We start from the raw sequence: 23,680 nt of genomic DNA, 5'->3' as shown, positions 1-23,680 counted from the left end.
TTTTTGCATTTAGGGGTTGCGGCCTTCTGAGAACTCCCTATAATGCGCCTCCACTGACCGGGAACAACGACTCCTCTAACGAGAACAAGTCGCCAGGTCGGTAAGAGAAAAGCGAAATAAACGCTTGACTCTTCGGGTGAAAAGCGTAATATACGCCACCTCGAGATAGCAAGCTACGGCGGCTAACTCACTGCTCTTTAACAATTTATCAGACAATCTGTGTGGGCACTCCACAAGACGATATCCAGTACCTTCGGGTACGAAAAAATATCAAGTCTTGAAGAGTGACTACTGAAGTAAAATTCATTTAGTAACCTTTGAGCATCGCTTCACGAGTTGAAGCAAATCGAACTTTTAAATTGAAGAGTTTGATCATGGCTCAGATTGAACGCTGGCGGCAGGCCTAACACATGCAAGTCGAGCGGTAGCACAGGAGAGCTTGCTCTCCGGGTGACGAGCGGCGGACGGGTGAGTAATGTCTGGGAAACTGCCTGATGGAGGGGGATAACTACTGGAAACGGTAGCTAATACCGCATAACGTCTACGGACCAAAGTGGGGGACCTTCGGGCCTCACGCCATCAGATGTGCCCAGATGGGATTAGCTAGTAGGTGGGGTAATGGCTCACCTAGGCGACGATCCCTAGCTGGTCTGAGAGGATGACCAGCCACACTGGAACTGAGACACGGTCCAGACTCCTACGGGAGGCAGCAGTGGGGAATATTGCACAATGGGCGCAAGCCTGATGCAGCCATGCCGCGTGTGTGAAGAAGGCCTTAGGGTTGTAAAGCACTTTCAGCGAGGAGGAAGGGTTCAGTGTTAATAGCACTGTACATTGACGTTACTCGCAGAAGAAGCACCGGCTAACTCCGTGCCAGCAGCCGCGGTAATACGGAGGGTGCAAGCGTTAATCGGAATTACTGGGCGTAAAGCGCACGCAGGCGGTTTGTTAAGTCAGATGTGAAATCCCCGCGCTTAACGTGGGAACTGCATTTGAAACTGGCAAGCTAGAGTCTTGTAGAGGGGGGTAGAATTCCAGGTGTAGCGGTGAAATGCGTAGAGATCTGGAGGAATACCGGTGGCGAAGGCGGCCCCCTGGACAAAGACTGACGCTCAGGTGCGAAAGCGTGGGGAGCAAACAGGATTAGATACCCTGGTAGTCCACGCTGTAAACGATGTCGATTTGGAGGTTGTGCCCTTGAGGCGTGGCTTCCGGAGCTAACGCGTTAAATCGACCGCCTGGGGAGTACGGCCGCAAGGTTAAAACTCAAATGAATTGACGGGGGCCCGCACAAGCGGTGGAGCATGTGGTTTAATTCGATGCAACGCGAAGAACCTTACCTACTCTTGACATCCAGAGAATTCGCTAGAGATAGCTTAGTGCCTTCGGGAACTCTGAGACAGGTGCTGCATGGCTGTCGTCAGCTCGTGTTGTGAAATGTTGGGTTAAGTCCCGCAACGAGCGCAACCCTTATCCTTTGTTGCCAGCGATTCGGTCGGGAACTCAAAGGAGACTGCCGGTGATAAACCGGAGGAAGGTGGGGATGACGTCAAGTCATCATGGCCCTTACGAGTAGGGCTACACACGTGCTACAATGGCGTATACAAAGAGAAGCGAACTCGCGAGAGCAAGCGGACCTCATAAAGTACGTCGTAGTCCGGATTGGAGTCTGCAACTCGACTCCATGAAGTCGGAATCGCTAGTAATCGTAGATCAGAATGCTACGGTGAATACGTTCCCGGGCCTTGTACACACCGCCCGTCACACCATGGGAGTGGGTTGCAAAAGAAGTAGGTAGCTTAACCTTCGGGAGGGCGCTTACCACTTTGTGATTCATGACTGGGGTGAAGTCGTAACAAGGTAACCGTAGGGGAACCTGCGGTTGGATCACCTCCTTACCTAATGATATTGATTCGAGTGGCGTGCTCACACAGATTGTCTGATGAAAAAGTAATGAGCAAAAGCGCTACCTGTTGATGTAATGAGTCTCTGACTCATGCTGATACGAACCGATTAAGACGTTCAGTTTAATCGGATTTTCGTGTCCCCATCGTCTAGAGGCCTAGGACACTGCCCTTTCACGGCTGTAACAGGGGTTCGAATCCCCTTGGGGACGCCAATCCGATAATGAGTGAAAGACATTATCACCGGTTAGTCATAACCGAAAAAATCTTAAAGATGACTCTTGCGAGTCGTGTTTAAGATATTGCTCTTTAACAATCTGGAACAAGCTGAAAATTGAAACATGACAGCTGAAACTTATCCCTCCGTAGATGTATTGGGGTAAGGATTAACCTGTCATAGAGTCTCTCAAATAAACAGCACGACAGTGTTTTCTGTTTACAGAAACATCTTCGGGTTGTGAGGTTAAGTGACTAAGCGTACACGGTGGATGCCTAGGCAGTCAGAGGCGATGAAGGGCGTGCTAATCTGCGAAAAGTGTCGGTAAGGTGATATGAACCGTTATAACCGGCAATACCCGAATGGGGAAACCCAGTGCAATTCGTTGCACTATCGTTAAGTGAATACATAGCTTAACGAGGCGAACCGGGGGAACTGAAACATCTAAGTACCCCGAGGAAAAGAAATCAACCGAGATTCCCCCAGTAGCGGCGAGCGAACGGGGAACAGCCCAGAACCTGAATCAGTTTGTGTGTTAGTGGAAGCGTCTGGAAAGTCGCACAGTAAAGGGTGATAGTCCCGTACACTAAAATGCACATTCTGTGAGTTCGATGAGTAGGGCGGGACACGTGACATCCTGTCTGAATATGGGGGGACCATCCTCCAAGGCTAAATACTCCTGACTGACCGATAGTGAACCAGTACCGTGAGGGAAAGGCGAAAAGAACCCCGGCGAGGGGAGTGAAATAGAACCTGAAACCGTGTACGTACAAGCAGTGGGAGCCTACTTTGTTGGGTGACTGCGTACCTTTTGTATAATGGGTCAGCGACTTATATTTTGTAGCAAGGTTAACCGTATAGGGGAGCCGTAGGGAAACCGAGTCTTAACTGGGCGAATAGTTGCAAGGTATAGACCCGAAACCCGGTGATCTAGCCATGGGCAGGTTGAAGGTTGGGTAACACTAACTGGAGGACCGAACCGACTAATGTTGAAAAATTAGCGGATGACTTGTGGCTGGGGGTGAAAGGCCAATCAAACCGGGAGATAGCTGGTTCTCCCCGAAAGCTATTTAGGTAGCGCCTCGTGAACTCATCTTCGGGGGTAGAGCACTGTTTCGGCTAGGGGGCCATCCCGGCTTACCAAACCGATGCAAACTCCGAATACCGAAGAATGTTATCACGGGAGACACACGGCGGGTGCTAACGTCCGTCGTGAAGAGGGAAACAACCCAGACCGCCAGCTAAGGTCCCAAAGTCATGGTTAAGTGGGAAACGATGTGGGAAGGCATAGACAGCCAGGATGTTGGCTTAGAAGCAGCCATCATTTAAAGAAAGCGTAATAGCTCACTGGTCGAGTCGGCCTGCGCGGAAGATGTAACGGGGCTAAACCATGCACCGAAGCTGCGGCAGCGACGCTTAGGCGTTGTTGGGTAGGGGAGCGTTCTGTAAGCCGTTGAAGGTGGCCTGTGAGGGTTGCTGGAGGTATCAGAAGTGCGAATGCTGACATAAGTAACGATAAAGCGGGTGAAAAACCCGCTCGCCGGAAGACCAAGGGTTCCTGTCCAACGTTAATCGGGGCAGGGTGAGTCGACCCCTAAGGCGAGGCCGAAAGGCGTAGTCGATGGGAAACAGGTTAATATTCCTGTACTCGGTGTTACTGCGAAGGGGGGACGGAGAAGGCTAGGCTAGCCGGGCGACGGTTGTCCCGGTTTAAGCGTGTAGGGGGAGAGAATTGGTAAATCCGTTCTCTTATTCAACCCTGAGGCGTGATGACGATGCACTACGGTGCAGAAGTAGTTGATGCCAAGCTTCCAGGAAAAGCCTCTAAGCATCAGGTAACACAGAATCGTACCCCAAACCGACACAGGTGGTCAGGTAGAGAATACCAAGGCGCTTGAGAGAACTCGGGTGAAGGAACTAGGCAAAATGGTGCCGTAACTTCGGGAGAAGGCACGCTGGCGCGTAGGTGAAGAGACTTGCTCTCGGAGCCGAAGCCAGTCGCAGATACCAGCTGGCTGCAACTGTTTAATAAAAACACAGCACTGTGCAAACACGAAAGTGGACGTATACGGTGTGACGCCTGCCCGGTGCTGGAAGGTTAATTGATGGGGTCAGCCGCAAGGCGAAGCTCTTGATCGAAGCCCCAGTAAACGGCGGCCGTAACTATAACGGTCCTAAGGTAGCGAAATTCCTTGTCGGGTAAGTTCCGACCTGCACGAATGGCGTAATGATGGCCAGGCTGTCTCCACCCGAGACTCAGTGAAATTGAACTCGCTGTGAAGATGCAGTGTACCCGCGGCAAGACGGAAAGACCCCGTGAACCTTTACTATAGCTTGACACTGAACATTGAGCCTTGATGTGTAGGATAGGTGGGAGGCTTTGAAGCGTGGACGCCAGTCTGCGTGGAGCCAACCTTGAAATACCACCCTTTAATGTTTGATGTTCTAACTCGGCCCCGTAATCCGGGGTGAGGACAGTGTCTGGTGGGTAGTTTGACTGGGGCGGTCTCCTCCCAAAGAGTAACGGAGGAGCACGAAGGTTAGCTAATCACGGTCGGACATCGTGAGGTTAGTGCAAAGGCATAAGCTAGCTTGACTGCGAGAGTGACGGCTCGAGCAGGTACGAAAGTAGGTCTTAGTGATCCGGTGGTTCTGAATGGAAGGGCCATCGCTCAACGGATAAAAGGTACTCCGGGGATAACAGGCTGATACCGCCCAAGAGTTCATATCGACGGCGGTGTTTGGCACCTCGATGTCGGCTCATCACATCCTGGGGCTGAAGTAGGTCCCAAGGGTATGGCTGTTCGCCATTTAAAGTGGTACGCGAGCTGGGTTTAGAACGTCGTGAGACAGTTCGGTCCCTATCTGCCGTGGGCGTTGGAAGATTGAGAGGGGTTGCTCCTAGTACGAGAGGACCGGAGTGAACGCACCACTGGTGTTCGGGTTGTCATGCCAATGGCATTGCCCGGTAGCTAAGTGCGGAAAAGATAAGCGCTGAAAGCATCTAAGCGCGAAACTTGCCTCGAGATGAGTCTTCCCTGGGCCTTTAAGGTCCCTGAAGGAACGTTTAAGACTAAGACGTTGATAGGCTGGGTGTGTAAGTGCAGCGATGCATTGAGCTAACCAGTACTAATGATCCGTGAGGCTTAACCTTACAACACCGAAGGTGTTTTAGAGAGATTGGTGTAGATTTTCAGCGAAGTTCCGAGATTGGTTTCAATGGCGACACGAGAGTGAAGCGGTTGGAATGAAACAGAATTTGCCTGGCGGCAATAGCGCGGTGGTCCCACCTGACTCCATGCCGAACTCAGAAGTGAAACGCCGTAGCGCCGATGGTAGTGTGGGGTCTCCCCATGCGAGAGTAGGACACTGCCAGGCATCAAACAAAGTCGAAAGCCTCATGCGAAAGCATGGGGCTTTTTGCTTTGCGGTCAGGAAATATCGGGCGCAGCTACGCTGCGCCTTTCAACCACTCGACGATAAACTCAGCTATTGCCTCAGGCTGGTTAATATCCAGGGATTTAACCCCTGCAACAGACCGATCGCAGGCTACCGCAATGACAAACTTATCCAGCATATCCTCCAGCGGCCTGCCTATATTTTCACGATACAGAATGATCTTACTCACTGGCTCGTGTTTAAATCCTTCCACTAAAATCACATCCACTTTGTCACGATCAAATCGGCTGGCCAGATAGTGCAGATTAAGCGGCAATTGCTCCGGTGTTTCTGTCATCAGTGCCCAGCGGCGATCGCTGGCGACCAATGTTTGATCGGCGCCTGCCTTACGTAATTCATAACTGTCTTTGCCTGGCGTATCTACATCCATATCATGATGCGTATGTTTAATCAGCCCTACGCGGATTTCCCGCTGTCTCAATAACGGTATTAGCTGCTTAAGCAGCGTGGTTTTACCTGTACCGCTATAGGCAGCAATGCCCAGCAAAGGAGGGTGGGGGTTATTCATGGGGGAATCCTTTTTCCTGCTGCCAGCGCAGGCAGTCTTCTCGCGTATTAAGGTTGTGGAATGCGGCTTGCTGACCAGTGAACGTTACCTGGCGCGCGCCTGCTGCGTCCAGAAACAGCATTAGCTTGCGATCCCCTCTAGCCAGATAGCCTGCTAACTGGGGCGCCAGGCTGATATGCAACAGTGCCAGAGTTGGGTGGGCTCGTTCTCCATCGCTGGCATAGGCGGCCAGTGAGCGGCCTTTTTGCTGCCAGAGTTGTTCGACCAACGTGGTGGGAAAATCGGGCACATCGCAGGGAACAAAGGCCACCCATTCAGTGGCGGCATATCTCAGCCCGGCCAATATACCGGCCAGCGGACCGGAAAAGTCAGTGGTCAGATCGCCGATCGTCGGCAGGCCGCTTTCCTGATAACGGGCCTGATTGCGGTTGGCGCTGATGGCAATCTGGCCCACCTGCGGTTGCAATCGGGCAAGCACGTGCTGATACAACGGTATTCCGGCAACCTGAACCAAGCCTTTATCTTCCCCGCCCATTCGCGTGGCGCGTCCCCCGGCCAGAATAATGCCGGTAATGTCCTCGTGCATATTTCTCATCCTGCATTGTGGCTAACGTCCTGATTGTAGCGCTAAAGCCGGTGCGGCATCAGGATTTACCTTTATTGACAAGCTGCTTCTTTCACTGCGTTGGTAAGCCTGTTACTTTGTGTGCTTATTTATTCTATTGGACGGTATTGCGATGAAAACGCACCGCGTAAACGAGCTGATTGAATTGTTACACCCGGCCTGGCAGGAAGATCCTGATCTCAACCTGATTCAGTTTTTGCAAAAGCTGGCGCAAGAAGCCGGTTTTCAGGGTGATTTGGCTGAACTGAGTGATGATATTCTTATCTACCATCTGAAAATGCGCGGCAGCGCCGGCACGGAACAGATCCCAGGGCTGAAAAAGGATTACGAAGAAGACTTTAAAACGGCCTTGCTGCGCGCCCGTGGCGTTATAAAGGATTAGCATTTGTGCGGTACGGTGAACCAGTGCTCGTGAAATTTGTCATTAATGCTACTATTTCTCATTCCCGGCACGGTGCTGTCACCCAATGAAACTGAATGTTGTTATGAACAACTCCGCTTTTAATTTTCAAACCCTGTCGCCCGACCTGATTATGGACGCGCTGGAAGGGGTTGGCCTGCGTGTAGATTCCGGGCTAACGGCGCTGAACAGTTATGAAAACCGCGTCTACCAGTTTATGGACGAAGATCGTAAGCGCTACGTGGTGAAGTTTTACCGCCCCGAACGTTGGAGCGCCGCGCAAATTATTGAAGAACACCAGTTCTCCGAGGATCTTGCCCAGGCGGAGATCCCGGCAGTTGCGCCACTGGCCCTGCAGGGCAATACGCTACATACGCACAGCGGTTTCTTTTTTACCGTATTTCCCAGCGTTGGTGGGCGGCAGTATGAGATAGACAATCTCGATCAACTGGAGTGGGTTGGCCGTTTCCTGGGGCGTATTCATCAGGTGGGCAGTGAAAGCCTGTTTGTGGAGCGTCCTACAATGGGGATTGAAGAATATCTCACCGCGCCGCGTGAAGTGCTGGCTGGCTGCAAACTGTTGCCCAAGGCACAGCGTGACAGCTTCCTGAACGCGACGGACGCTCTGATTGAGGCGATAAAACACCATTGGCATCTGGACTGGCAGCCACGGCGTTTGCACGGTGACTGTCACCCAGGCAATATCCTGTGGCGCGATGGTCCACTGTTTGTCGATCTTGACGATGCGCGTAATGGGCCGGCGGTACAGGATCTGTGGATGTTGTTGCACGGTGAGCGCCGTGATCGCCTGATGCAGCTGGATGTTTTGCTGGAGGCTTACTCAGAGTTTGCTGAGTTTGATCAGAGTGAGTTGGCGTTGATCGAACCTTTGCGTGCCATGCGAATGGTGTACTACCTGGCATGGGTAGCTCGCCGTTGGCAGGATCCCGCATTTCCTAAAAGTTTTCCGTGGATGGCGGAGTCTGATTTCTGGTTATCTCAGACCGCGGCATTCACTGAACAGGTTAAGCTGTTGCAGGAACCTCCTCTGCAGCTGATGCCAATGTATTGAAGCTTTAACACAATGGAGAGTTTAGTCTTATGAAGAAAATATGGTTGGCGCTCGTTGGCATGGTAATGGCATTCAGTGCCTCGGCTGCGCAGTTTAGCGATGGTTCTCAGTATGTAACTCTGGACAAACCTGTGACCGGTGAACCTCAGGTGCTGGAGTTCTTTTCCTTCTATTGCCCGCACTGCTATCAGTTCGAGCAGGTTTACCACGTTTCCGAGAACGTGAAAAAAGCGCTGCCTGCAGGCACCAAAATGACCAAATACCACGTTGAGTTTCTGGGACCGCTGGGTAAACAGCTGACTCAGGCCTGGGCGGTTGCTATGGCGCTGGGTGTGGAAGATAAAGTGAGCCCGCTGATGTTTGAAGCCGTACAAAAAACTCAGACCGTGCAAACCCCTGATGATATCCGTAACGTGTTTGTCAAAGCCGGTGTGAGTGCGGAAGACTATGATGCGGCCTGGAACAGCTTTGTGGTGAAATCCCTGGTGGTTCAACAGGAGAAAGCTGCGGAAGATCTGCAGCTGCGCGGTGTTCCGGCAGTATTTGTGAACGGTAAGTTTATGGTTAAAAATGATGGCCTGGACACCAGCTCGATGGATGCTTACGTGAAGCAATTCGCCGACGTGGTTAAATTCCTCAGCCAGCAGAAATAACTGAGATTTAAAGTGAAGAACGCCGGCTCAGCCGGCGTTTTTTTTAACTGTATTGCCGCTTTAACTTATCCAACAGCCTGTCTTTTTCCTGCCATAGCGTATTCAGCCACAGTTGGAAACGCCGTTTAAAGAGCTTGTCGTTAAAGTAATCGCCATGCAGGGTTTCATCGATCGGCAGCAGCTCGATTCTTACCACAATGCGCTTTAATCGGCCGCACAGCATATCCCTAAAAGGCCGTTCGCTATTCTCCGGATAAAGCAGGGTGACATTTAACACTTTATCGAACTGCTTGCCTAATGCACTGAGCGTAAAAGCAATGCCGGCGGCCTTTGGGGCCAGTAAATTGCGATAGGGGGAGTGGGTTTTAATTTTCTTGGCTTCAGTAAAGCGGGAACCCTCCACAAAATTGACGATAGTGGTCGGACGTTTTCGGAATTTCTCGCAGGAGCGGCGTGTGGCTTCGATATCCCTACCGCGTTTTTCCGGATGTTTGAGCATATAGGCGCGTGAATAGCGCTTCATAAATGGCATATCCAACGCCCAACAGGCGAGGCCGACAAAAGGCACCCAGGCTAACTGTTGCTTGAGAAAGTATTTATTCATGGGAATATGGTTACGGAGCAGCACGCACAGCACGACAATATCCGACCAGCTTTCGTGATTGCTGATAAGCAGATACCAATTTTTACGGTCCAGCCCTTCCAGCCCTTCAATATCCCAACGTAGCTGCCAGTTAATGCGCAATAACAGCGACAATCCCTGACACCAGCACCACATCATAAAATCGGCAAAGGCGGAGGTCTGTCGCCAGATGACAGGATTGGGGATCAATAGCTTAACGATACCGGCCAATGTGATGGGGATCGAACACAGCATGGTCACCAAAATGGCAAGCAGGGCTGAAAATATAAAAATAACAGGGGATAGCAGTCTAGGCATGATTATGGGCTGATGGTCATTGGGAACAGCGTTACATGCCGATATGCATGAACAAAAAAATATTTTAACAGAAAATATGGGGAGAAAGCGCTCACTTACAGCAACAGTTTTTATAGATGAATAAATAATCATTTGCTGCGTTTTCGTGCAACTTGCTCATCTTGTGCTAGGGTAATTGAGTTGCCAAATTCGATTAATAGTGCGATTAAAATCGAGCGCAAGTTATATCCACAAATTGTGTAAAAGTCGATAAATACCTTTCTTCAAAATAACACCATTTAACACTGTGATTTCAATAGGAATTTTATTTTCAATTATAACGATAAATGCATCGTTATAATCTGTTGTCTTTTCTATGCACAAAGTTATCCACAGGTAGGATCTTGCGGATCGCTTCGCATAATCACATCATTTTCATCCGCAATGCACGCTAAGGTTCGTCTCAGGCGGCCAGCTATGGCATGCTTACCGTTATGTCCGATCACGATAAAGAAACGCTATGGCCCAGATTGCAGAAAACCCATTAATCCTGGTTGACGGTTCCTCTTACCTCTACCGCGCTTATCACGCCTTCCCTCCGCTGACCAATTCCGCGGGCGAACCGACCGGAGCAATGTACGGCGTACTGAATATGCTGCGCAGCCTGCTGTTGCAGTACCAACCGAGCCATGTTGCGGTGGTGTTTGATGCCAAAGGGAAAACCTTCCGTGATGACCTGTTCGCAGAGTACAAATCACATCGGCCACCGATGCCGGACGATCTGCGCGCTCAAATCGAGCCACTGCACAAAATGGTCAAGGCCATGGGCCTTCCGCTTTTGGTCACGCCTGGCGTAGAAGCGGATGACGTTATCGGCACGCTGGCTCTGGAAGCCGAAAAGGCCGGTCATGCGGTGTTGATCAGCACGGGCGATAAAGATATGGCGCAGTTGGTCACACCGAACGTGACGCTGATCAACACCATGAATAACACCATTCTTGGTCCGCAAGAGGTGTGCGATAAGTACGGCATTCCGCCGGCGCTGATTATCGACTTCCTGGCGCTGATGGGCGACTCCTCGGATAACATCCCAGGTGTGCCCGGAGTGGGTGAGAAAACCGCGCAGGCGCTGCTACAGGGGCTTGGTGGGCTGGATGCACTCTATGCCAACCTGGACAACATCGCCACGCTCAACTTCCGTGGCGCCAAGACCATGGCAGCCAAGTTGGAACAGAACAAAGAGGTGGCGTACCTCTCCTATAAGCTGGCGACGATTAAAACCGATGTCGAGCTGGATCTTTCCTGCGCAGAACTTGAAGTCTCTCCGCTGGACGTTGACACGTTGCAACAGTTGTTCAAACAGTACGAATTCAAACGTTGGCTGGCGGATGTTGAAGCCGGTATCTGGCTGGAAGGCAAAAAAGGCACCGGCGCGAAAGCGGTCAGTGCGGCGAAACCTGCCGGCGTTGTCGCAGACACCCCAAAAGTTGCTGCGGAAGCGACGCTGTCGCAAGACGGCTACGTCACCATATTGGATGAGAAGACCTTCGCTGATTGGCTCAAGAAGCTGAAAAACGCCGAAGTATTTGCCTTCGATACCGAAACCGACGGTCTGGATACCCTGACCGCCAACCTGATCGGCCTGTCCTTTGCCATTGCGCCGGGCGAAGCCGCTTATTTGCCGGTGGCGCATGACTATCTCGATGCGCCGACGCAGTTGGATCGCGCTTATGTGCTGGAAACGCTGAAACCGTTGCTGGAAGACGAGAAGGCGCTGAAGGTCGGTCAGAACCTGAAGTTTGATATGGGCTTGTTGGCGCGTTACGACATCACTCTGCGCGGCATTGCCTTCGACACCATGCTGGAATCCTATGTGTTGGACAGCGTGGGCGGTCGCCACGACATGGACAGTCTGTCCGATCGCTATCTCGGCCATAAAACCGTTACTTTTGAAGAGATCGCCGGTAAGGGCAAAAAACAGCTCACCTTCAACCAGATTGCGCTGGAGCAGGCGGCGCCTTACGCGGCTGAAGATGCCGATGTCACGCTGCAACTGCATTTGGCGATGTGGCCGCAGTTGAAAGAAAGCGCCGAGCTGCTGACGGTGTTCAATGAGATTGAAATGCCGCTGCTGCCGGTACTGTCGCATATCGAGCGCACCGGGGTGCTGATTGACCAAAGTATTTTGGCCGCCCACTCCATCGAGTTGACCAAGCGCCTGGCCGAACTGGAAATTCAGGCGCATGAACTGGCGGAAGAGCCGTTCAATCTGGCGTCGACCAAACAACTGCAGGCGATCTTGTACGAAAAGCAAAAGCTGCCAGTCCTGAAGAAAACCCCTGGTGGCGCACCATCGACCAACGAAGAAGTGTTGGCCGAGTTGGCGTTGGATTATCCGTTACCGAAGGTGATTCTGGAATACCGCGGGCTGGCGAAGCTGAAAACCACCTACACCGATAAGCTGCCGTTGATGATTAACCCGTTCAGCGGGCGGGTACACACCTCCTACCATCAGGCGGTGACGGCCACCGGACGCCTCTCCTCCAGCGATCCTAACCTGCAGAATATTCCGGTGCGTAACGACGAAGGACGCCGTATTCGGCAGGCATTTATTGCCCCTGAAGGCTACCGCATCGTCGCGGCCGACTATTCGCAGATTGAACTGCGCATCATGGCCCACCTGTCGCAGGACGAAGGGTTACTGAAGGCTTTTGCGGCCGGTAAAGACATCCACCGGGCTACCGCCGCCGAGGTGTTTGGCCTGCCGCTCGACAAGGTGACGAATGAGCAGCGTCGCAGCGCCAAGGCAATTAACTTTGGTCTGATTTATGGCATGAGCGCATTCGGCCTGGCACGTCAGTTGGGGATCCCGCGCGGCGAAGCGCAGCGCTATATGGATCTTTACTTCGAGCGTTACCCGGGCGTGCTGGAGTATATGGAGCGCACCCGCCAGCAGGCTGCCGAACAGGGTTATGTCAGCACGCTGGATGGTCGTCGCCTCTATCTGCCGGACGTCAGTTCCAGTAATGGCATGCGTCGCAAGGCCGCCGAACGTGCGGCGATCAACGCCCCGATGCAGGGGACGGCTGCCGATATCATCAAGCGTGCGATGATTGAGGTGGACGCCTGGTTGCAAGGTCAGGATGAGCCATTGGTGCGCATGATCATGCAGGTGCACGATGAACTGGTGTTCGAGGTGCATGAGTCAGTGATTGAAGCGTCCAGCCAGCGCATCCGCGAGTTGATGGAAAACAGCATGACGTTGGCGGTACCGCTGAAAGTGGACGTCGGCGTGGGGGCTAACTGGGATGAAGCCCATTGATAATGCGGCTGCTCACCCGTTAATCCCTCGCTGAGGCGCTAACTGGTGATAACCTAAGCACTTTTCGTAATTTAGCTACAAGATGCGGCGATTGTTTCCCCAACCTCGCCGTTATTACGCGCTAAGTTGTGTAAGTAAACTACAAAAAATTCTTTTGCACTGCGAAAAAATCATGTAGAGTTACAGGCGTAGGGTACAGAGGTAAGATGTTCTATCTTTCAGACCTTTTACTTCACGTAATCGGATTTGGCTGAATATTTAGCCGCCCCAGTCAGTATTGACTGGGGCGTTTTTTATTGTAAAAACAACGCCAAGCCATAGTTTTTTCCTATTCCTCCCCCCGTTTTTCTCCCTGACGATCTTCTGTTATTGCCCGCTAACTCTGTCGTTGCCAATAAGTCATCATAAGAATTTATGATGGGTTTTTGTCAAAACTGTAATTAGATAACGAAAACGCCAAAGGCTTTGAAAATTGGGCATAAAAAAACCGATGTGTTTCCACATCGGCTATCTCGGCATCTGCGGCAGATTACTCGCCGGCGGCGTCGTCGTCTTCCGGCAGAACTTCCGGCGGGATCTCGTTAAACCAGGTATTCAGCTTCTGGCTCAGCTTGTCGACACCGATTTTTTTCGGTGAGGAGAAGGCTTCTACCTGGATATCGCCCATAAACGGCACTACCGCTTCACGCACCATATTGAGCTGCGCTTTACGCGCGCCGGAGGCCAGTTTGTCCGCTTTGGTCAGCAGAACCAGCACCGGCGTACCGACATCCACTGCCCATTGAATCATCTGCTGGTCGAGATCTTTCAGCGGGTGGCGGATATCCATCAGCACCACCAGGCCTTTCAGACAGTTGCGCATCTGCAGGTATTCACCCAGCGCACGCTGCCACTTGCGTTTCATCTCTTCAGGAACTTCGGCATAGCCATAACCTGGCAGGTCGACCAGGCGAATGCCCTCTTCCACTTCAAACAGGTTGATGAGCTGAGTACGGCCCGGCGTTTTACTGGTACGTGCCAGGCCTTTCTGATTGGTCAGGGTATTTAACGCGCTGGATTTACCGGCATTGGAACGACCGGCGAACGCAACTTCAATACCTTCATCCCCCGGCAGATGGCGAATATCGGGCGCACTGGTGACGAAATGGGTCACATGATAATTGTAATTCTTGCTGGTCAAAATTTTTCGTCTCCGCGAGGATGGCTAACTGGTTGGCGATTATAACTGCATCAGCGGCAAAAATGGTGTGTTTCTCTGTTTTTAAGCGCCGGGCCAGCAGGGCGTGGCAGCCACGTCGCCTTGAGCGTGTGAGACATTTGCCATTCGAATAGTGGGTAATGTCGCTTTATTCGAAAGTGACTTTTATTCTTTTTATTAAAAAACAAAAAGTTAAAATTTCTCTGTGTTATTGAGGATTGGCATTCCACGGCAGATACCTTGAGCGTCACCCTTGATCGCGTAAAGTAGATCGCAGCACAAGGCTGTGCAGGAGTAAGGAACATCCGGGAAGGGTGACAAATCTCAGGGAGCGCACGGGAAGTGCAATGAGTGCCAGGATGACCCCAGCAGGAATGCCTTGTTTGCACCCGAATGTGTGAACAGCACAAGGATGGTGAAGTTATTGCAATTAGGATGCCCGCAGGAAGCGCGCTCAGGGAGAGCGGATGCGAACGGATTGCGCCACGGACGATTTCCCTTTCAGGATGAAGGACGTAGTAGCAGGGAATGCGTTTATAGCAGAGGGAAAAACCAGGATGTTGAGTGTGCGCATGGAGCGCGTGGCAGGAATATCCTTCGAAAGAGGGTGAGAAATAGGCGGCAGGTTTAACCTGCCGCCTTTTTTCTTTGTCCGCTTTCTGCTAGATTCCGCCGCAATCGTATAGCATCTCTATACTGAATCTACATACCTAAGAGCGTACGCTATGAACCAGCCATCAAAAGCACCTCGCGCCCCACGCAGCAGCGCGGCGACGTCGAAATCAAAAAAGAAAAGCCGTGTGGAGCTCGATCAGGAAGCCCGTGAACGCAAGCGCCTGAAGAAACGCCGTGGTCTCGCTTCCGGTTCTCGCACCCAGGTTGAGTCTGCTAATCAGAAAAACAAGGCCGGGGCACAGGTCAAAGATCCGCGTATTGGCAGCAAAGTGCCGGTAGCGCTGGTGGCTGAAGCTAAACCAAAAGCCAAACCGCAGCCTAAGCCGAAGGCCGAAGCCAAACCACGCCTGTCGCCGGAAGAAGAGCTGGCGAAACTGGAAAATGATGAGCGTTTGGATGCGCTGCTGGATCGTATCGACGACGGCGCGACGCTGAACGCCGAAGACCAGGCTTACGTTGACCAGACGCTGGATCGCATCGATGCGCTGATGGAGCAATTGGGCATTGAGCTGGGCGACGACGAAGACGATGAAAAAGAAGAAAAGCAGGAAGACATCCTGAAACTGCTGAAAAGCGGTAACCCGAAAGACGTATTTTAACGTGCAATGTGGCCGATCCTGGTAATAGCCCTACTCTTGATGTGTTATCTGCTGTGGTTATTCGGTAAACTATGGCGGCTGTCTAAACGTAAAACGCGTTTTCGCAGCGCTTCCGCGGCCAGACAGCGTAGACAACTGCCCATTTCCCGGCCCGGTAGGAAAAAATATCGGAAGGAGTGAGCATGTCAGAGCAGGCAATCGTCTGGGATCTGGCCCTGATCCAGAAATATAACTATTCAGGGCCGCGTTACACCTCATACCCCACGGCGCTGGAGTTTAACCAGGGCTACGACGAAGCGGCGTTTCAACGCGCCGCGGCGCGTTATCCTGAACGTCCGTTGTCACTGTACGTACATATTCCGTTCTGCCATAAACTCTGTTATTTCTGCGGTTGCAACAAGCTGGTGACGCGTCAGACCCACAAGGCTGATGAGTATCTGGCGGTGCTGGCACGTGAAATCGCCGAGCGTGCCCCGCTGTTTGCCGGGCGTAAGGTTGGCCAGATGCACTGGGGCGGTGGTACGCCCACCTACCTAAGTAAGTCGCAAATCAGTAGATTGACGGCGATGCTACGGCAACACTTTGATTTCTTGCCCGATGTGGAAATGTCGATCGAGGTTGATCCGCGTGAAATTGAACTGGACGTACTCGATCATTTACGCAGCGAAGGTTTCAACCGCCTGAGCATGGGAGTGCAGGACTTCAATAAAGAGGTTCAGCGGCTGGTTAATCGTGAGCAGGATGAAGAGTTTATCTTTGCCCTGATCGCCCGCGCCAAGGCGCTGGGATTTAACTCCACCAATATCGATCTTATTTACGGGCTGCCAAAACAGACGCCGGAGAGTTTTGCTTTCACCCTGGAGCGGGTGGCGGAGCTAAGCCCGGACCGCCTAAGCGTGTTCAACTATGCGCATTTGCCGAGTCTGTTCGCCGCACAGCGCAAGATCAAGGATGCCGACTTGCCAAGCGCACAGCAGAAACTGGATATCCTGCAACAGACCATCGCTTCCCTGACCGAGTCCGGTTATCAGTTTATCGGCATGGATCACTTTGCTCGCCCGGACGATGAGCTGGCGGTAGCCCAGCGCGAAGGCAAACTGCACCGCAATTTCCAGGGCTACACCACCCAGGGCGACAGCGATCTGTTGGGATTGGGCGTTTCCGCCATCAGCATGTTAGGCGACAGCTATGCGCAGAACCAGAAAGAGCTGAAGACCTATTACAGCAGCGTTGAGGCGCAGGGCAATGCGCTGTGGCGCGGCTTGACGATGACGGAAGACGATTGCCTGCGACGTGAAGTGATTAAAACGCTGATCTGCAATTTCCAGTTGGGTTATCGCGCGATAGAACAGCAGTTCGCCATCGACTTCGCCGCTTACTTTGCCGAAGACCTGCAGTTGCTTGCGCCGTTTGAACGCGATGGGCTGGTGGAGCGTGATGAACAGGGAATTCGCGTAACCCCGCGCGGTCGTTTGCTGATCCGCAATATTTGCATGTGCTTTGATCTCTATCTGCGTCAGCAGGCGCGCACTCAGCAGTTCTCGCGGGTGATTTGATGCATAAAAAAACGGCCGCTGATGCGGCCGCTTTTTCAACTGAAGAAATTAATCAGTGCTGCGCACAGCACCGCAGCAACGGCTGCCTGCGGTGTGTGGCTGGCGGAAGAGCCAAGCTCTGCGCTTTGGGAAATAAATACGATGAATGAGTCCAACATCCTGAGCCTCCAGAGTGTGCGACCCGATCATACTGCGACCATGCAGGCTGTAAAGCCTGAAATAGCCGTTTTTTTGTGCGCTTGATTGTGTTTTTTATAATCAATTACGCAAACTATTCCATTCCCAACTCTTTCAATTTCCGCGTTAAGGTATTGCGGCCCCAGCCCAGCAGCCGGGCGGCTTCTTGCTTATGCCCCTGAGTGTGACGCAGCGCGGTAGTGAGCAGCGTACGCTCCATCTCCGGTTGTGCTTCCGACAACAGGTTTTGATGACCGGAACGCAGGGCGCGATCGGCCCACTGCGCCAGCAGCGTAGCCCAACTGTCCGGCAGGCTGTGGCCGGCGGCTTCCGGTGCGGAGGTTTCAAACAGTTCGCTCGGCAGATCCTGAATTAACACTTCCTGTCCGGCGGCCATCACGGTTAACCAACGACAGGTATTTTCCAACTGGCGCACGTTCCCTGGCCATGGCAGGCGGGTCAGCGCGGTTTCGGTTTCCGGATGCAGATTCTTCGCTTCAACGCCCAGCTCTTTTGCCGCTACCTGCAGGAAGTAGCGCGCCAGGCGCGGGATATCCTCCCGGCGCTCGCGCAGCGGCGGCAGGTGCACGCGGATCACGTTCAGGCGGTGGAACAAGTCCTCGCGGAATTTGCCTTCCTGTACCCGCAGCTCCAGGTTTTGGTGCGTGGCGGCGATGATACGCACGTCCACCTTCACCGGCGCATAACCGCCGACCCGGTAGAATTGACCGTCTGCCAGCACGCGCAGTAAGCGGGTTTGAACGTCCAGCGGCATATCGCCGATTTCGTCCAGGAACAGCGTGCCGCCGTCTGCCTGTTCAAAACGGCCCTGGCGGATCTGATTGGCACCGGTAAAGGCACCTTTCTCATGGCCGAACAGTTCGGATTCGATCAGATCTTTGGGGATCGCCGCCATGTTCAGCGCGATAAACGGCGATTTGGCTCGCGGGCTGTGGCGATGCAAGGCATGGGCCACCAACTCTTTGCCAGTCCCGGATTCGCCGTTGATCAGCACGCTGATCGACGAGCGCGACAGGCGGCCGATGATGCGAAACACATCCTGCATCGCCGGCGCTTCGCCGATGATGTCCGCCGCCGGATCGTTGGCCGGCTGGCTACGCGCCGGCTGCTGTTGTTCCTGATAATGGCTGATGGCGCGTTCGACCAGCGCCACCGCTTCGTCGATATCAAACGGCTTGGGCAGGTAATCGAACGCCCCTTGCTGATAGGCGCTGACGGCGGCGTCCAGATCCGAATGCGCGGTCATTATGATGACCGGCAGCATAGGGTGGCGCTGCTTGATCTGCTTGAGTAACGCTAAACCATCCATACCCGGCATGCGGATGTCAGACAGCAACACGTCGGGAGTTTGCGTGGCCAATGCTTCCAGCACTGCATTGCCACTGTCGAAGGTGGCGCAGCTTACACCCGCTCCAGTGAGCGCGCGTTCAAGCACCCAGCGGATGGAGCTATCGTCATCGACGATCCAGACTATCCCTCGTTGCATAGAAAACCTCACTGGCGAATAGGCAGGTAAACCGAGAATTCGGTATGCCCTGGCCAACTGTTAAATTCAATTTTTCCGCAATGCTGATCGATAAGATTACGGGCGATGGATAAACCCAGGCCGGTACCGCCTTCGCGGCCGCTGACCATCGGGTAGAACAGGGTGTCCTGTAACTGCGCCGGTACGCCGGGGCCGTCATCTTCTATATCGATGCGTGCCGCCAATCGGTAGCGAGTGCCGTGCAGAGTGATCTGGAACGCGGTGCGGGTGCGCAGCGTGATAGTGCCACCTTCAGCGCCCAGCGCCTGCAGGGCATTGCGGGTAATGTTCAGTAATACCTGTTCGATCTGGTCCGGGTCGTGCGCCATTTCCGGCAGGCTGGGGTCATAGTCGCGCACCAGCGTCACGTTGTCCGGTTTCTCCAGCGACACCAGTTGACATACTCGTTCCGCCACCTGATGAATGCTCTGGGTAATGTGCTGGCCGGGCCGCTGAGGCCCCAGCAGGCGATCGACCAGGTTGCGCAGGCGATCGGCCTGTTCAATGATCACTTTGGTGTATTCGGTCAGCGCCGGATCGGGGAGTGCCTTGGCCAGCAATTGCGCCGCGCCGCGCAGGCCGCCAAGCGGATTTTTGATTTCATGTGCCAGGCCGCGGACCAGATCGCGGGCCGCCACCTGCTGGGCGTGTTGCAATTGTTCCTGGCTCAAACGGCGTTGGTTATCCATTGGCGCCAGCTCAACCAGAATAAAGCCTTCAGGCAGAGCCTGAGCGGTCAGGGAGAGGATATGCGCACGGCCGTCAACCACCAGGGTCACTTCGCTATCGGTAAAGCCCTGGCCGGCCCGCAGGCTCTCACGCATCAGATCGACGTTCAGCGAGAAATAGCCGAGCAGCTCGGGTAGCGGTGTACCGAAAAGTTTACGGGAACTTTGCGCCAGCAGTTGTTGTGCTGCCGGATTGGCGTAATGAACCGCCAGATCATCATCCAACAGCAGGATGCTGTTGATGAGAGAATTGAGGATCTGCCCAGCATCGGGCAGCTTGCCAGTTGCCATACAGCAGACTCCTGCACCTTTTTAGTGCATCTATGCTACTCCATCCGTGATGCGAGCGGTATGGAATAGTGTTGCAGAAAATACGGTGGAGAAAAAAACCCATCCGAAGATGGGCTGAAAGTTTCCACGGCAACAAAAAAACGACAAATAAAATTTGGTGCGCCATCCGCAGATGGCGCGGTAAAGGCTTAAACGCTGTAGTACAGTTCGAACTCAACCGGGTGTGGCGTCATGCGAACGCGGTCCATTTCTTCTTTACGCAGGTCGATGTAAGCGTCGATTGCGTCGTCGGTGAATACGCCGCCACGGGTCAGGAACTCGCGGTCTTCGCTCAGTGCAGCCAGCGCTTCGTCCAGAGAGCCTGCAACTTTTGGAATTTCAGCTTCTTCTTCCGGTGGCAGGTCATACAGGTTTTTGTCCATGGCATCGCCAGGGTGGATTTTGTTAATCACACCATCCAGGCCTGCCATCAGCAGAGCCGCGAAGCACAGGTATGGGTTAGCCGCTGGATCCGGGAAACGGGCTTCGATACGGCGCGCTTTCGGGCTGGCAACCACTGGGATACGGATGGAAGCGGAACGGTTACGGGCTGAGTAAGCCAGCATGACCGGCGCTTCGTAGCCTGGGACCAGACGCTTGTAAGAGTTGGTGGTCGGGTTGGCCAGGGCATTGATCGCTTTAGCGTGCTTGATGATACCGCCGATGTAGAACAGGGCAGTTTCAGACAGGCCGCCGTATTTGTCGCCAGCGAACAGGTTAGTGCCGTTCTTGGACAGTGACATGTGGCAGTGCATACCTGAGCCGTTATCACCGTACATAGGTTTCGGCATGAAGGTCGCGGTTTTGCCAAATGCGTGAGCCACGTTGTGAACCACGTATTTGTAGATTTGGATTTCGTCGGCTTTCTTGGTCATGGTGTTGAAGCGGGTTGCCACTTCGTTCTGACCTGCGGTTGCCACTTCGTGGTGGTGCGCTTCGACCACCAGACCCATTTCTTCCATGGTCAGGCACATGGTAGAACGGATGTCTTGTGAAGAATCGACCGGAGGAACCGGGAAGTAACCGCCTTTTACTGCCGGACGGTGGCCTTTGTTGCCGCCATCGTATTTGGTGCCGGAGTTCCATGCGCCTTCGATATCGTCGATAGCCACGTGGGAACCACGGATGCTGCTGCCGAAACGAATATCGTCGAACAGGAAGAACTCAGGTTCTGGCCCGAACAGCACGGTATCCGCGATGCCGGAAGAGCGCAGGAAGTCTTCTGCACGCTTGGAGATGGAGCGCGGGTCACGGTCGTAGCCCTGCATGGTGCCTGGCTCGAGAATGTCGCAGCGAATAATCAGGGTGGATTCTTCGAAGAACGGATCCAGCACCGCAGTGCTGGCGTCTGGCATCAGCACCATGTCAGATTCGTTGATGCCTTTCCAGCCGCCGATCGAGGAGCCGTCAAACATTTTACCTTCTTCGAAGAAGTCGGCATTCACCTGATGAGCAGGGATGGTGACGTGTTGCTCTTTACCCTTGGTGTCAGTGAAACGCAGGTCTACGAATTTCACTTCATGCTCATTCAGCATCGTCAAAACGTGTTCAGCGGACATACTTAACTCTCCCGGATTTATTATTGTCGTCGTCGTGGAACGAATCTGTGGAACTGGCTGTTTTTGCCTTGAATAGACTAAAGCGAAAACTGTGCCAACTTTGCAAAAGCGCTTTAATCGCCTTCCTGCGCGGGTTTTGCACAGAATCAGTATGCACCATCAGTGACGCATTGCACTTATATGGTGCAAATAACGTGGCGTGGGGCACCGTAATGGTGCAAAAGTGCACCAACTGCTGCTTTTTGCACCGTGAAAGGGATCACAAACTGACCTGTACACAGTTGTTTATAAGAGACTGTTGTGATCTTGTTTAGTACCTCGCTTAATACGTGTACAATAGCGCGCTATTTCTAATGCCTGAGGCAAAGCTGTGATCGAAAATTTGCGTAACATCGCCATTATTGCCCACGTTGACCATGGTAAAACCACCCTGGTTGATAAGCTGCTGCAACAATCCGGTACTTTCGGAGAGCGTGTAGAAGCCACCGAACGCGTAATGGACTCCAACGATTTGGAGAAAGAGCGTGGGATTACCATCCTCGCAAAAAACACCGCCATTAATTGGAAAGACTACCGCATCAACATCGTGGATACCCCAGGACACGCCGACTTCGGCGGCGAGGTTGAGCGTGTGATGTCAATGGTTGACTCGGTGCTGCTGGTTGTGGATGCAATGGATGGCCCAATGCCGCAAACCCGCTTCGTGACCAAAAAAGCCTTCGCTAATGGTCTGAAGCCGATCGTGGTAATCAACAAGGTTGACCGTCCGGGCGCGCGTCCTGACTGGGTTGTTGATCAGGTCTTCGACCTGTTCGTTAACCTCGACGCGACCGATGAGCAACTCGACTTCCCAATCATCTATGCTTCTGCATTGATGGGTATCGCGGGCACCGACCACAACGAGATGGCGGAAGACATGACCCCGCTGTATCAGGCGATCGTAGACCACGTGTCTGCGCCGCAGGTTGAGCTCGAAGCGCCGTTCCAGATGCAGATCTCTCAGCTGGACTACAACAACTACGTTGGCGTTATCGGTATCGGCCGTATCAAGCGCGGTAAGGTTAAACCTAACCAGCAGATCACTATCATTGATAGCGAAGGCAAAACCCGTAACGGTAAAGTGGCTAAAGTTCTGACCCACATGGGTCTGGAGCGTATCGAAGCTACCGTGGCTGAAGCTGGCGACATTATCGCTATCACCGGTCTGGGCGAGTTGAACATCTCTGACACCATCTGCGACACCAACGCCGTTGAAGCGCTGCCGGCACTGTCTGTTGATGAACCGACCGTAACCATGTACTTCAACGTCAACACCTCTCCGTTCTGTGGTAAAGAAGGCAAGTACGTGACTTCACGTCAGATCCTCGACCGTCTGAACAAAGAGCTGGTGCACAACGTGGCACTGCGCGTTGAAGAAACCGAAGATGCTGACGCATTCCGCGTATCGGGCCGTGGTGAACTTCACCTGTCGGTTCTGATCGAAAACATGCGTCGTGAAGGTTTCGAGCTGGCGGTTTCCCGTCCTAAAGTTATCAACCGTAAAATCGATGGCCGCATGCAAGAGCCATTCGAGAACGTGACGCTGGATATCGAAGAACAGCACCAGGGTTCAGTCATGCAAGCCATGGGTGAGCGCAAAGGTGACGTTAAGGACATGATCCCAGACGGCAAAGGTCGTATTCGCCTGGATTACCTGATCCCTGCGCGTGGCCTGATCGGCTTCCGTACCGAGTTCATGACCATGACTTCCGGTACCGGTCTGCTGTACTCCACCTTCAGCCACTACGACGATGTACGCCAGGGCGAAATCGGCCAGCGTCAGAACGGCGTGCTGATCTCTAACGGCCAGGGTAAAGCGGTAGCGTTCGCCCTGTTCGGTCTGCAAGATCGCGGCAAGCTGTTCCTGGGCCACGGTGCGGAAGTGTATGAAGGCCAGATCATCGGTATTCACTCACGTTCCAACGACCTGACCGTAAACTGCCTGACCGGTAAGAAGCTGACCAACATGCGTGCTTCCGGTACTGACGAAGCCACTACTCTGGTTCCGGCTATCAAGATGTCTCTGGAGCAAGCTCTGGAATTCATCGATGATGACGAACTGGTAGAAGTAACGCCAACGTCCGTACGTATTCGTAAACGTCACCTGACGGAAAACGATCGTAAGCGTGCAAGCCGCGGTCCTAAAGACGCTTAATCGCTGACTTAGTCTGCAATGCTTAGGGCGCGTTCTGCG

Annotated in this window: 15 protein-coding genes, 1 tRNA gene and 3 rRNA genes; 11 read left to right on the top strand and 8 right to left on the bottom strand. The window is 53.1% G+C overall.

Annotated features, from left to right (window positions below):
• Positions 1–356: 356 nt before the first annotated feature.
• From SERAS12_RS24925 to rrf, 4 genes are all read left to right on the top strand, one after another.
• Positions 357–1,898: ribosomal RNA gene (locus tag SERAS12_RS24925) — 16S ribosomal RNA — on the top strand.
• Between the two features lie 145 nt (positions 1,899–2,043).
• Positions 2,044–2,119 (top strand) — tRNA-Glu (locus SERAS12_RS24920).
• 246 nt (positions 2,120–2,365) lie between these two features.
• Positions 2,366–5,275: ribosomal RNA gene (locus SERAS12_RS24915) — 23S ribosomal RNA — on the top strand.
• A gap of 108 nt (positions 5,276–5,383) precedes the next feature.
• Positions 5,384–5,499, top strand: a 5S ribosomal RNA gene (gene rrf / locus SERAS12_RS24910).
• The 16S, 23S and 5S rRNA genes sit together here with 1 tRNA gene alongside, the layout of an rRNA operon.
• A 73-nt stretch (positions 5,500–5,572) precedes the next feature.
• On the opposite strand, the gene mobB is transcribed toward rrf, so the two are convergent.
• The gene (gene mobB, locus SERAS12_RS24905) at positions 5,573–6,088 is read right to left on the bottom strand and encodes a molybdopterin-guanine dinucleotide biosynthesis protein MobB (RefSeq protein ID WP_013815057.1); all 516 of its coding nucleotides are present in this window, start codon (positions 6,086–6,088) and stop codon (positions 5,573–5,575) included.
• The gene (mobA, locus tag SERAS12_RS24900; protein ID WP_013815056.1) at positions 6,081–6,674 is read right to left on the bottom strand and encodes a molybdenum cofactor guanylyltransferase MobA; all 594 of its coding nucleotides are present in this window, start codon (positions 6,672–6,674) and stop codon (positions 6,081–6,083) included. Before mobA ends, mobB begins: the two co-directional genes overlap by 8 nt.
• A 151-nt stretch (positions 6,675–6,825) precedes the next feature.
• Between mobA and SERAS12_RS24895 the strand changes: the two genes are divergently transcribed.
• From SERAS12_RS24895 to dsbA, 3 genes are all read left to right on the top strand, one after another.
• The gene (locus tag SERAS12_RS24895) at positions 6,826–7,095 is read left to right on the top strand and encodes a YihD family protein (protein ID WP_004953469.1); all 270 of its coding nucleotides are present in this window, start codon (positions 6,826–6,828) and stop codon (positions 7,093–7,095) included.
• Between the two features lie 103 nt (positions 7,096–7,198).
• Positions 7,199–8,185 carry a serine/threonine protein kinase gene (locus SERAS12_RS24890; protein ID WP_041416662.1) on the top strand — a complete coding sequence of 329 codons (987 nt, stop codon included), beginning with the start codon at positions 7,199–7,201 and terminating at the stop codon, positions 8,183–8,185.
• A 29-nt stretch (positions 8,186–8,214) separates the two neighbouring features.
• Positions 8,215–8,838, top strand: coding sequence for a thiol:disulfide interchange protein DsbA (gene dsbA / locus SERAS12_RS24885; RefSeq protein ID WP_004953465.1), 624 nt, complete (start codon positions 8,215–8,217; stop codon positions 8,836–8,838).
• A 43-nt stretch (positions 8,839–8,881) separates the two neighbouring features.
• Here the strand turns inward: dsbA and SERAS12_RS24880 are convergent, their stop codons facing one another.
• Positions 8,882–9,778, bottom strand: a complete 897-nt coding sequence (locus tag SERAS12_RS24880) for an acyltransferase (RefSeq protein WP_013815054.1) — start codon at positions 9,776–9,778, stop codon at positions 8,882–8,884.
• Positions 9,779–10,277: 499 nt separating this feature from the next.
• Here SERAS12_RS24880 and polA point away from each other — a divergent pair, with 499 nt between their 5' ends.
• Positions 10,278–13,079 (top strand): DNA polymerase I, encoded by a 2,802-nt coding sequence (gene polA, locus SERAS12_RS24875; protein ID WP_013815053.1) that lies wholly within the window; start codon positions 10,278–10,280, stop codon positions 13,077–13,079.
• Positions 13,080–13,608: 529 nt separating this feature from the next.
• Here polA and yihA read toward each other — a convergent pair.
• On the bottom strand, positions 13,609–14,259 hold the full coding sequence (yihA, locus tag SERAS12_RS24870; protein WP_013815052.1) for a ribosome biogenesis GTP-binding protein YihA/YsxC: 651 nt from the start codon (positions 14,257–14,259) through the stop codon (positions 13,609–13,611).
• Between the two features lie 743 nt (positions 14,260–15,002).
• On the opposite strand from yihA, the gene yihI reads away from it, so the two are divergent.
• On the top strand, positions 15,003–15,551 hold the full coding sequence (yihI, locus tag SERAS12_RS24860; protein WP_013815051.1) for a Der GTPase-activating protein YihI: 549 nt from the start codon (positions 15,003–15,005) through the stop codon (positions 15,549–15,551).
• Between the two features lie 182 nt (positions 15,552–15,733).
• Positions 15,734–17,107: an oxygen-independent coproporphyrinogen III oxidase gene (gene hemN / locus SERAS12_RS24855; protein ID WP_013815050.1), complete on the top strand. Its 1,374-nt coding sequence runs from the start codon at positions 15,734–15,736 to the stop codon at positions 17,105–17,107.
• A 35-nt stretch (positions 17,108–17,142) separates the two neighbouring features.
• On the opposite strand, the gene SERAS12_RS26365 is transcribed toward hemN, so the two are convergent.
• The 4 genes from SERAS12_RS26365 to glnA all read right to left on the bottom strand — a co-directional run bounded on the left by SERAS12_RS26365 (position 17,143) and on the right by glnA (position 21,447).
• Positions 17,143–17,265 carry a YshB family small membrane protein gene (locus tag SERAS12_RS26365; RefSeq protein WP_013815049.1) on the bottom strand — a complete coding sequence of 41 codons (123 nt, stop codon included), beginning with the start codon at positions 17,263–17,265 and terminating at the stop codon, positions 17,143–17,145.
• A gap of 113 nt (positions 17,266–17,378) precedes the next feature.
• A complete protein-coding gene (gene glnG / locus SERAS12_RS24850) occupies positions 17,379–18,791 on the bottom strand; it encodes a nitrogen regulation protein NR(I) (RefSeq protein ID WP_006320184.1) in 1,413 nt (470 codons plus the stop codon).
• Between the two features lie 8 nt (positions 18,792–18,799).
• The gene (gene glnL / locus SERAS12_RS24845; protein ID WP_013815048.1) at positions 18,800–19,849 is read right to left on the bottom strand and encodes a nitrogen regulation protein NR(II); all 1,050 of its coding nucleotides are present in this window, start codon (positions 19,847–19,849) and stop codon (positions 18,800–18,802) included.
• A 188-nt stretch (positions 19,850–20,037) separates the two neighbouring features.
• A complete protein-coding gene (glnA, locus tag SERAS12_RS24840; protein ID WP_013815047.1) occupies positions 20,038–21,447 on the bottom strand; it encodes a glutamate--ammonia ligase in 1,410 nt (469 codons plus the stop codon).
• Positions 21,448–21,817: 370 nt separating this feature from the next.
• On the opposite strand from glnA, the gene typA reads away from it, so the two are divergent.
• Entirely contained in the window at positions 21,818–23,641 is a 1,824-nt protein-coding gene (gene typA, locus SERAS12_RS24835) for a ribosome-dependent GTPase TypA (RefSeq protein ID WP_013815046.1), read from the top strand.
• The last annotated feature ends 39 nt before the right edge of the window (positions 23,642–23,680 follow it).

The sequence above is a fragment of the Serratia sp. AS12 genome (assembly GCF_000214195.1).
GTDB classification, from domain to species: Bacteria; Pseudomonadota; Gammaproteobacteria; order Enterobacterales; family Enterobacteriaceae; genus Serratia; species Serratia plymuthica.
This window is presented reverse-complemented; position numbering and strand designations above follow the sequence as displayed.

Excerpts from the sequence above, each read along its gene's own strand:
- hemN (WP_013815050.1), top strand. The coding sequence starts at position 15,734 with ATGTCAGAGCAGGCAATCGTCTGGGATCTGGCCCTGATCCAGAAATAT.
- glnA (WP_013815047.1), bottom strand. The coding sequence starts at position 21,447 with ATGTCCGCTGAACACGTTTTGACGATGCTGAATGAGCATGAAGTGAAA.
- glnL (WP_013815048.1), bottom strand. The coding sequence starts at position 19,849 with ATGGCAACTGGCAAGCTGCCCGATGCTGGGCAGATCCTCAATTCTCTC.
- mobA (WP_013815056.1), bottom strand. The coding sequence starts at position 6,674 with ATGCACGAGGACATTACCGGCATTATTCTGGCCGGGGGACGCGCCACG.
- SERAS12_RS24895 (WP_004953469.1), top strand. The coding sequence starts at position 6,826 with ATGAAAACGCACCGCGTAAACGAGCTGATTGAATTGTTACACCCGGCC.
- glnG (WP_006320184.1), bottom strand. The coding sequence starts at position 18,791 with ATGCAACGAGGGATAGTCTGGATCGTCGATGACGATAGCTCCATCCGC.
- dsbA (WP_004953465.1), top strand. The coding sequence starts at position 8,215 with ATGAAGAAAATATGGTTGGCGCTCGTTGGCATGGTAATGGCATTCAGT.
- SERAS12_RS24880 (WP_013815054.1), bottom strand. The coding sequence starts at position 9,778 with ATGCCTAGACTGCTATCCCCTGTTATTTTTATATTTTCAGCCCTGCTT.
- polA (WP_013815053.1), top strand. The coding sequence starts at position 10,278 with ATGGCCCAGATTGCAGAAAACCCATTAATCCTGGTTGACGGTTCCTCT.
- SERAS12_RS26365 (WP_013815049.1), bottom strand. The coding sequence starts at position 17,265 with ATGTTGGACTCATTCATCGTATTTATTTCCCAAAGCGCAGAGCTTGGC.
- mobB (WP_013815057.1), bottom strand. The coding sequence starts at position 6,088 with ATGAATAACCCCCACCCTCCTTTGCTGGGCATTGCTGCCTATAGCGGT.
- yihI (WP_013815051.1), top strand. The coding sequence starts at position 15,003 with ATGAACCAGCCATCAAAAGCACCTCGCGCCCCACGCAGCAGCGCGGCG.
- SERAS12_RS24890 (WP_041416662.1), top strand. The coding sequence starts at position 7,199 with ATGAACAACTCCGCTTTTAATTTTCAAACCCTGTCGCCCGACCTGATT.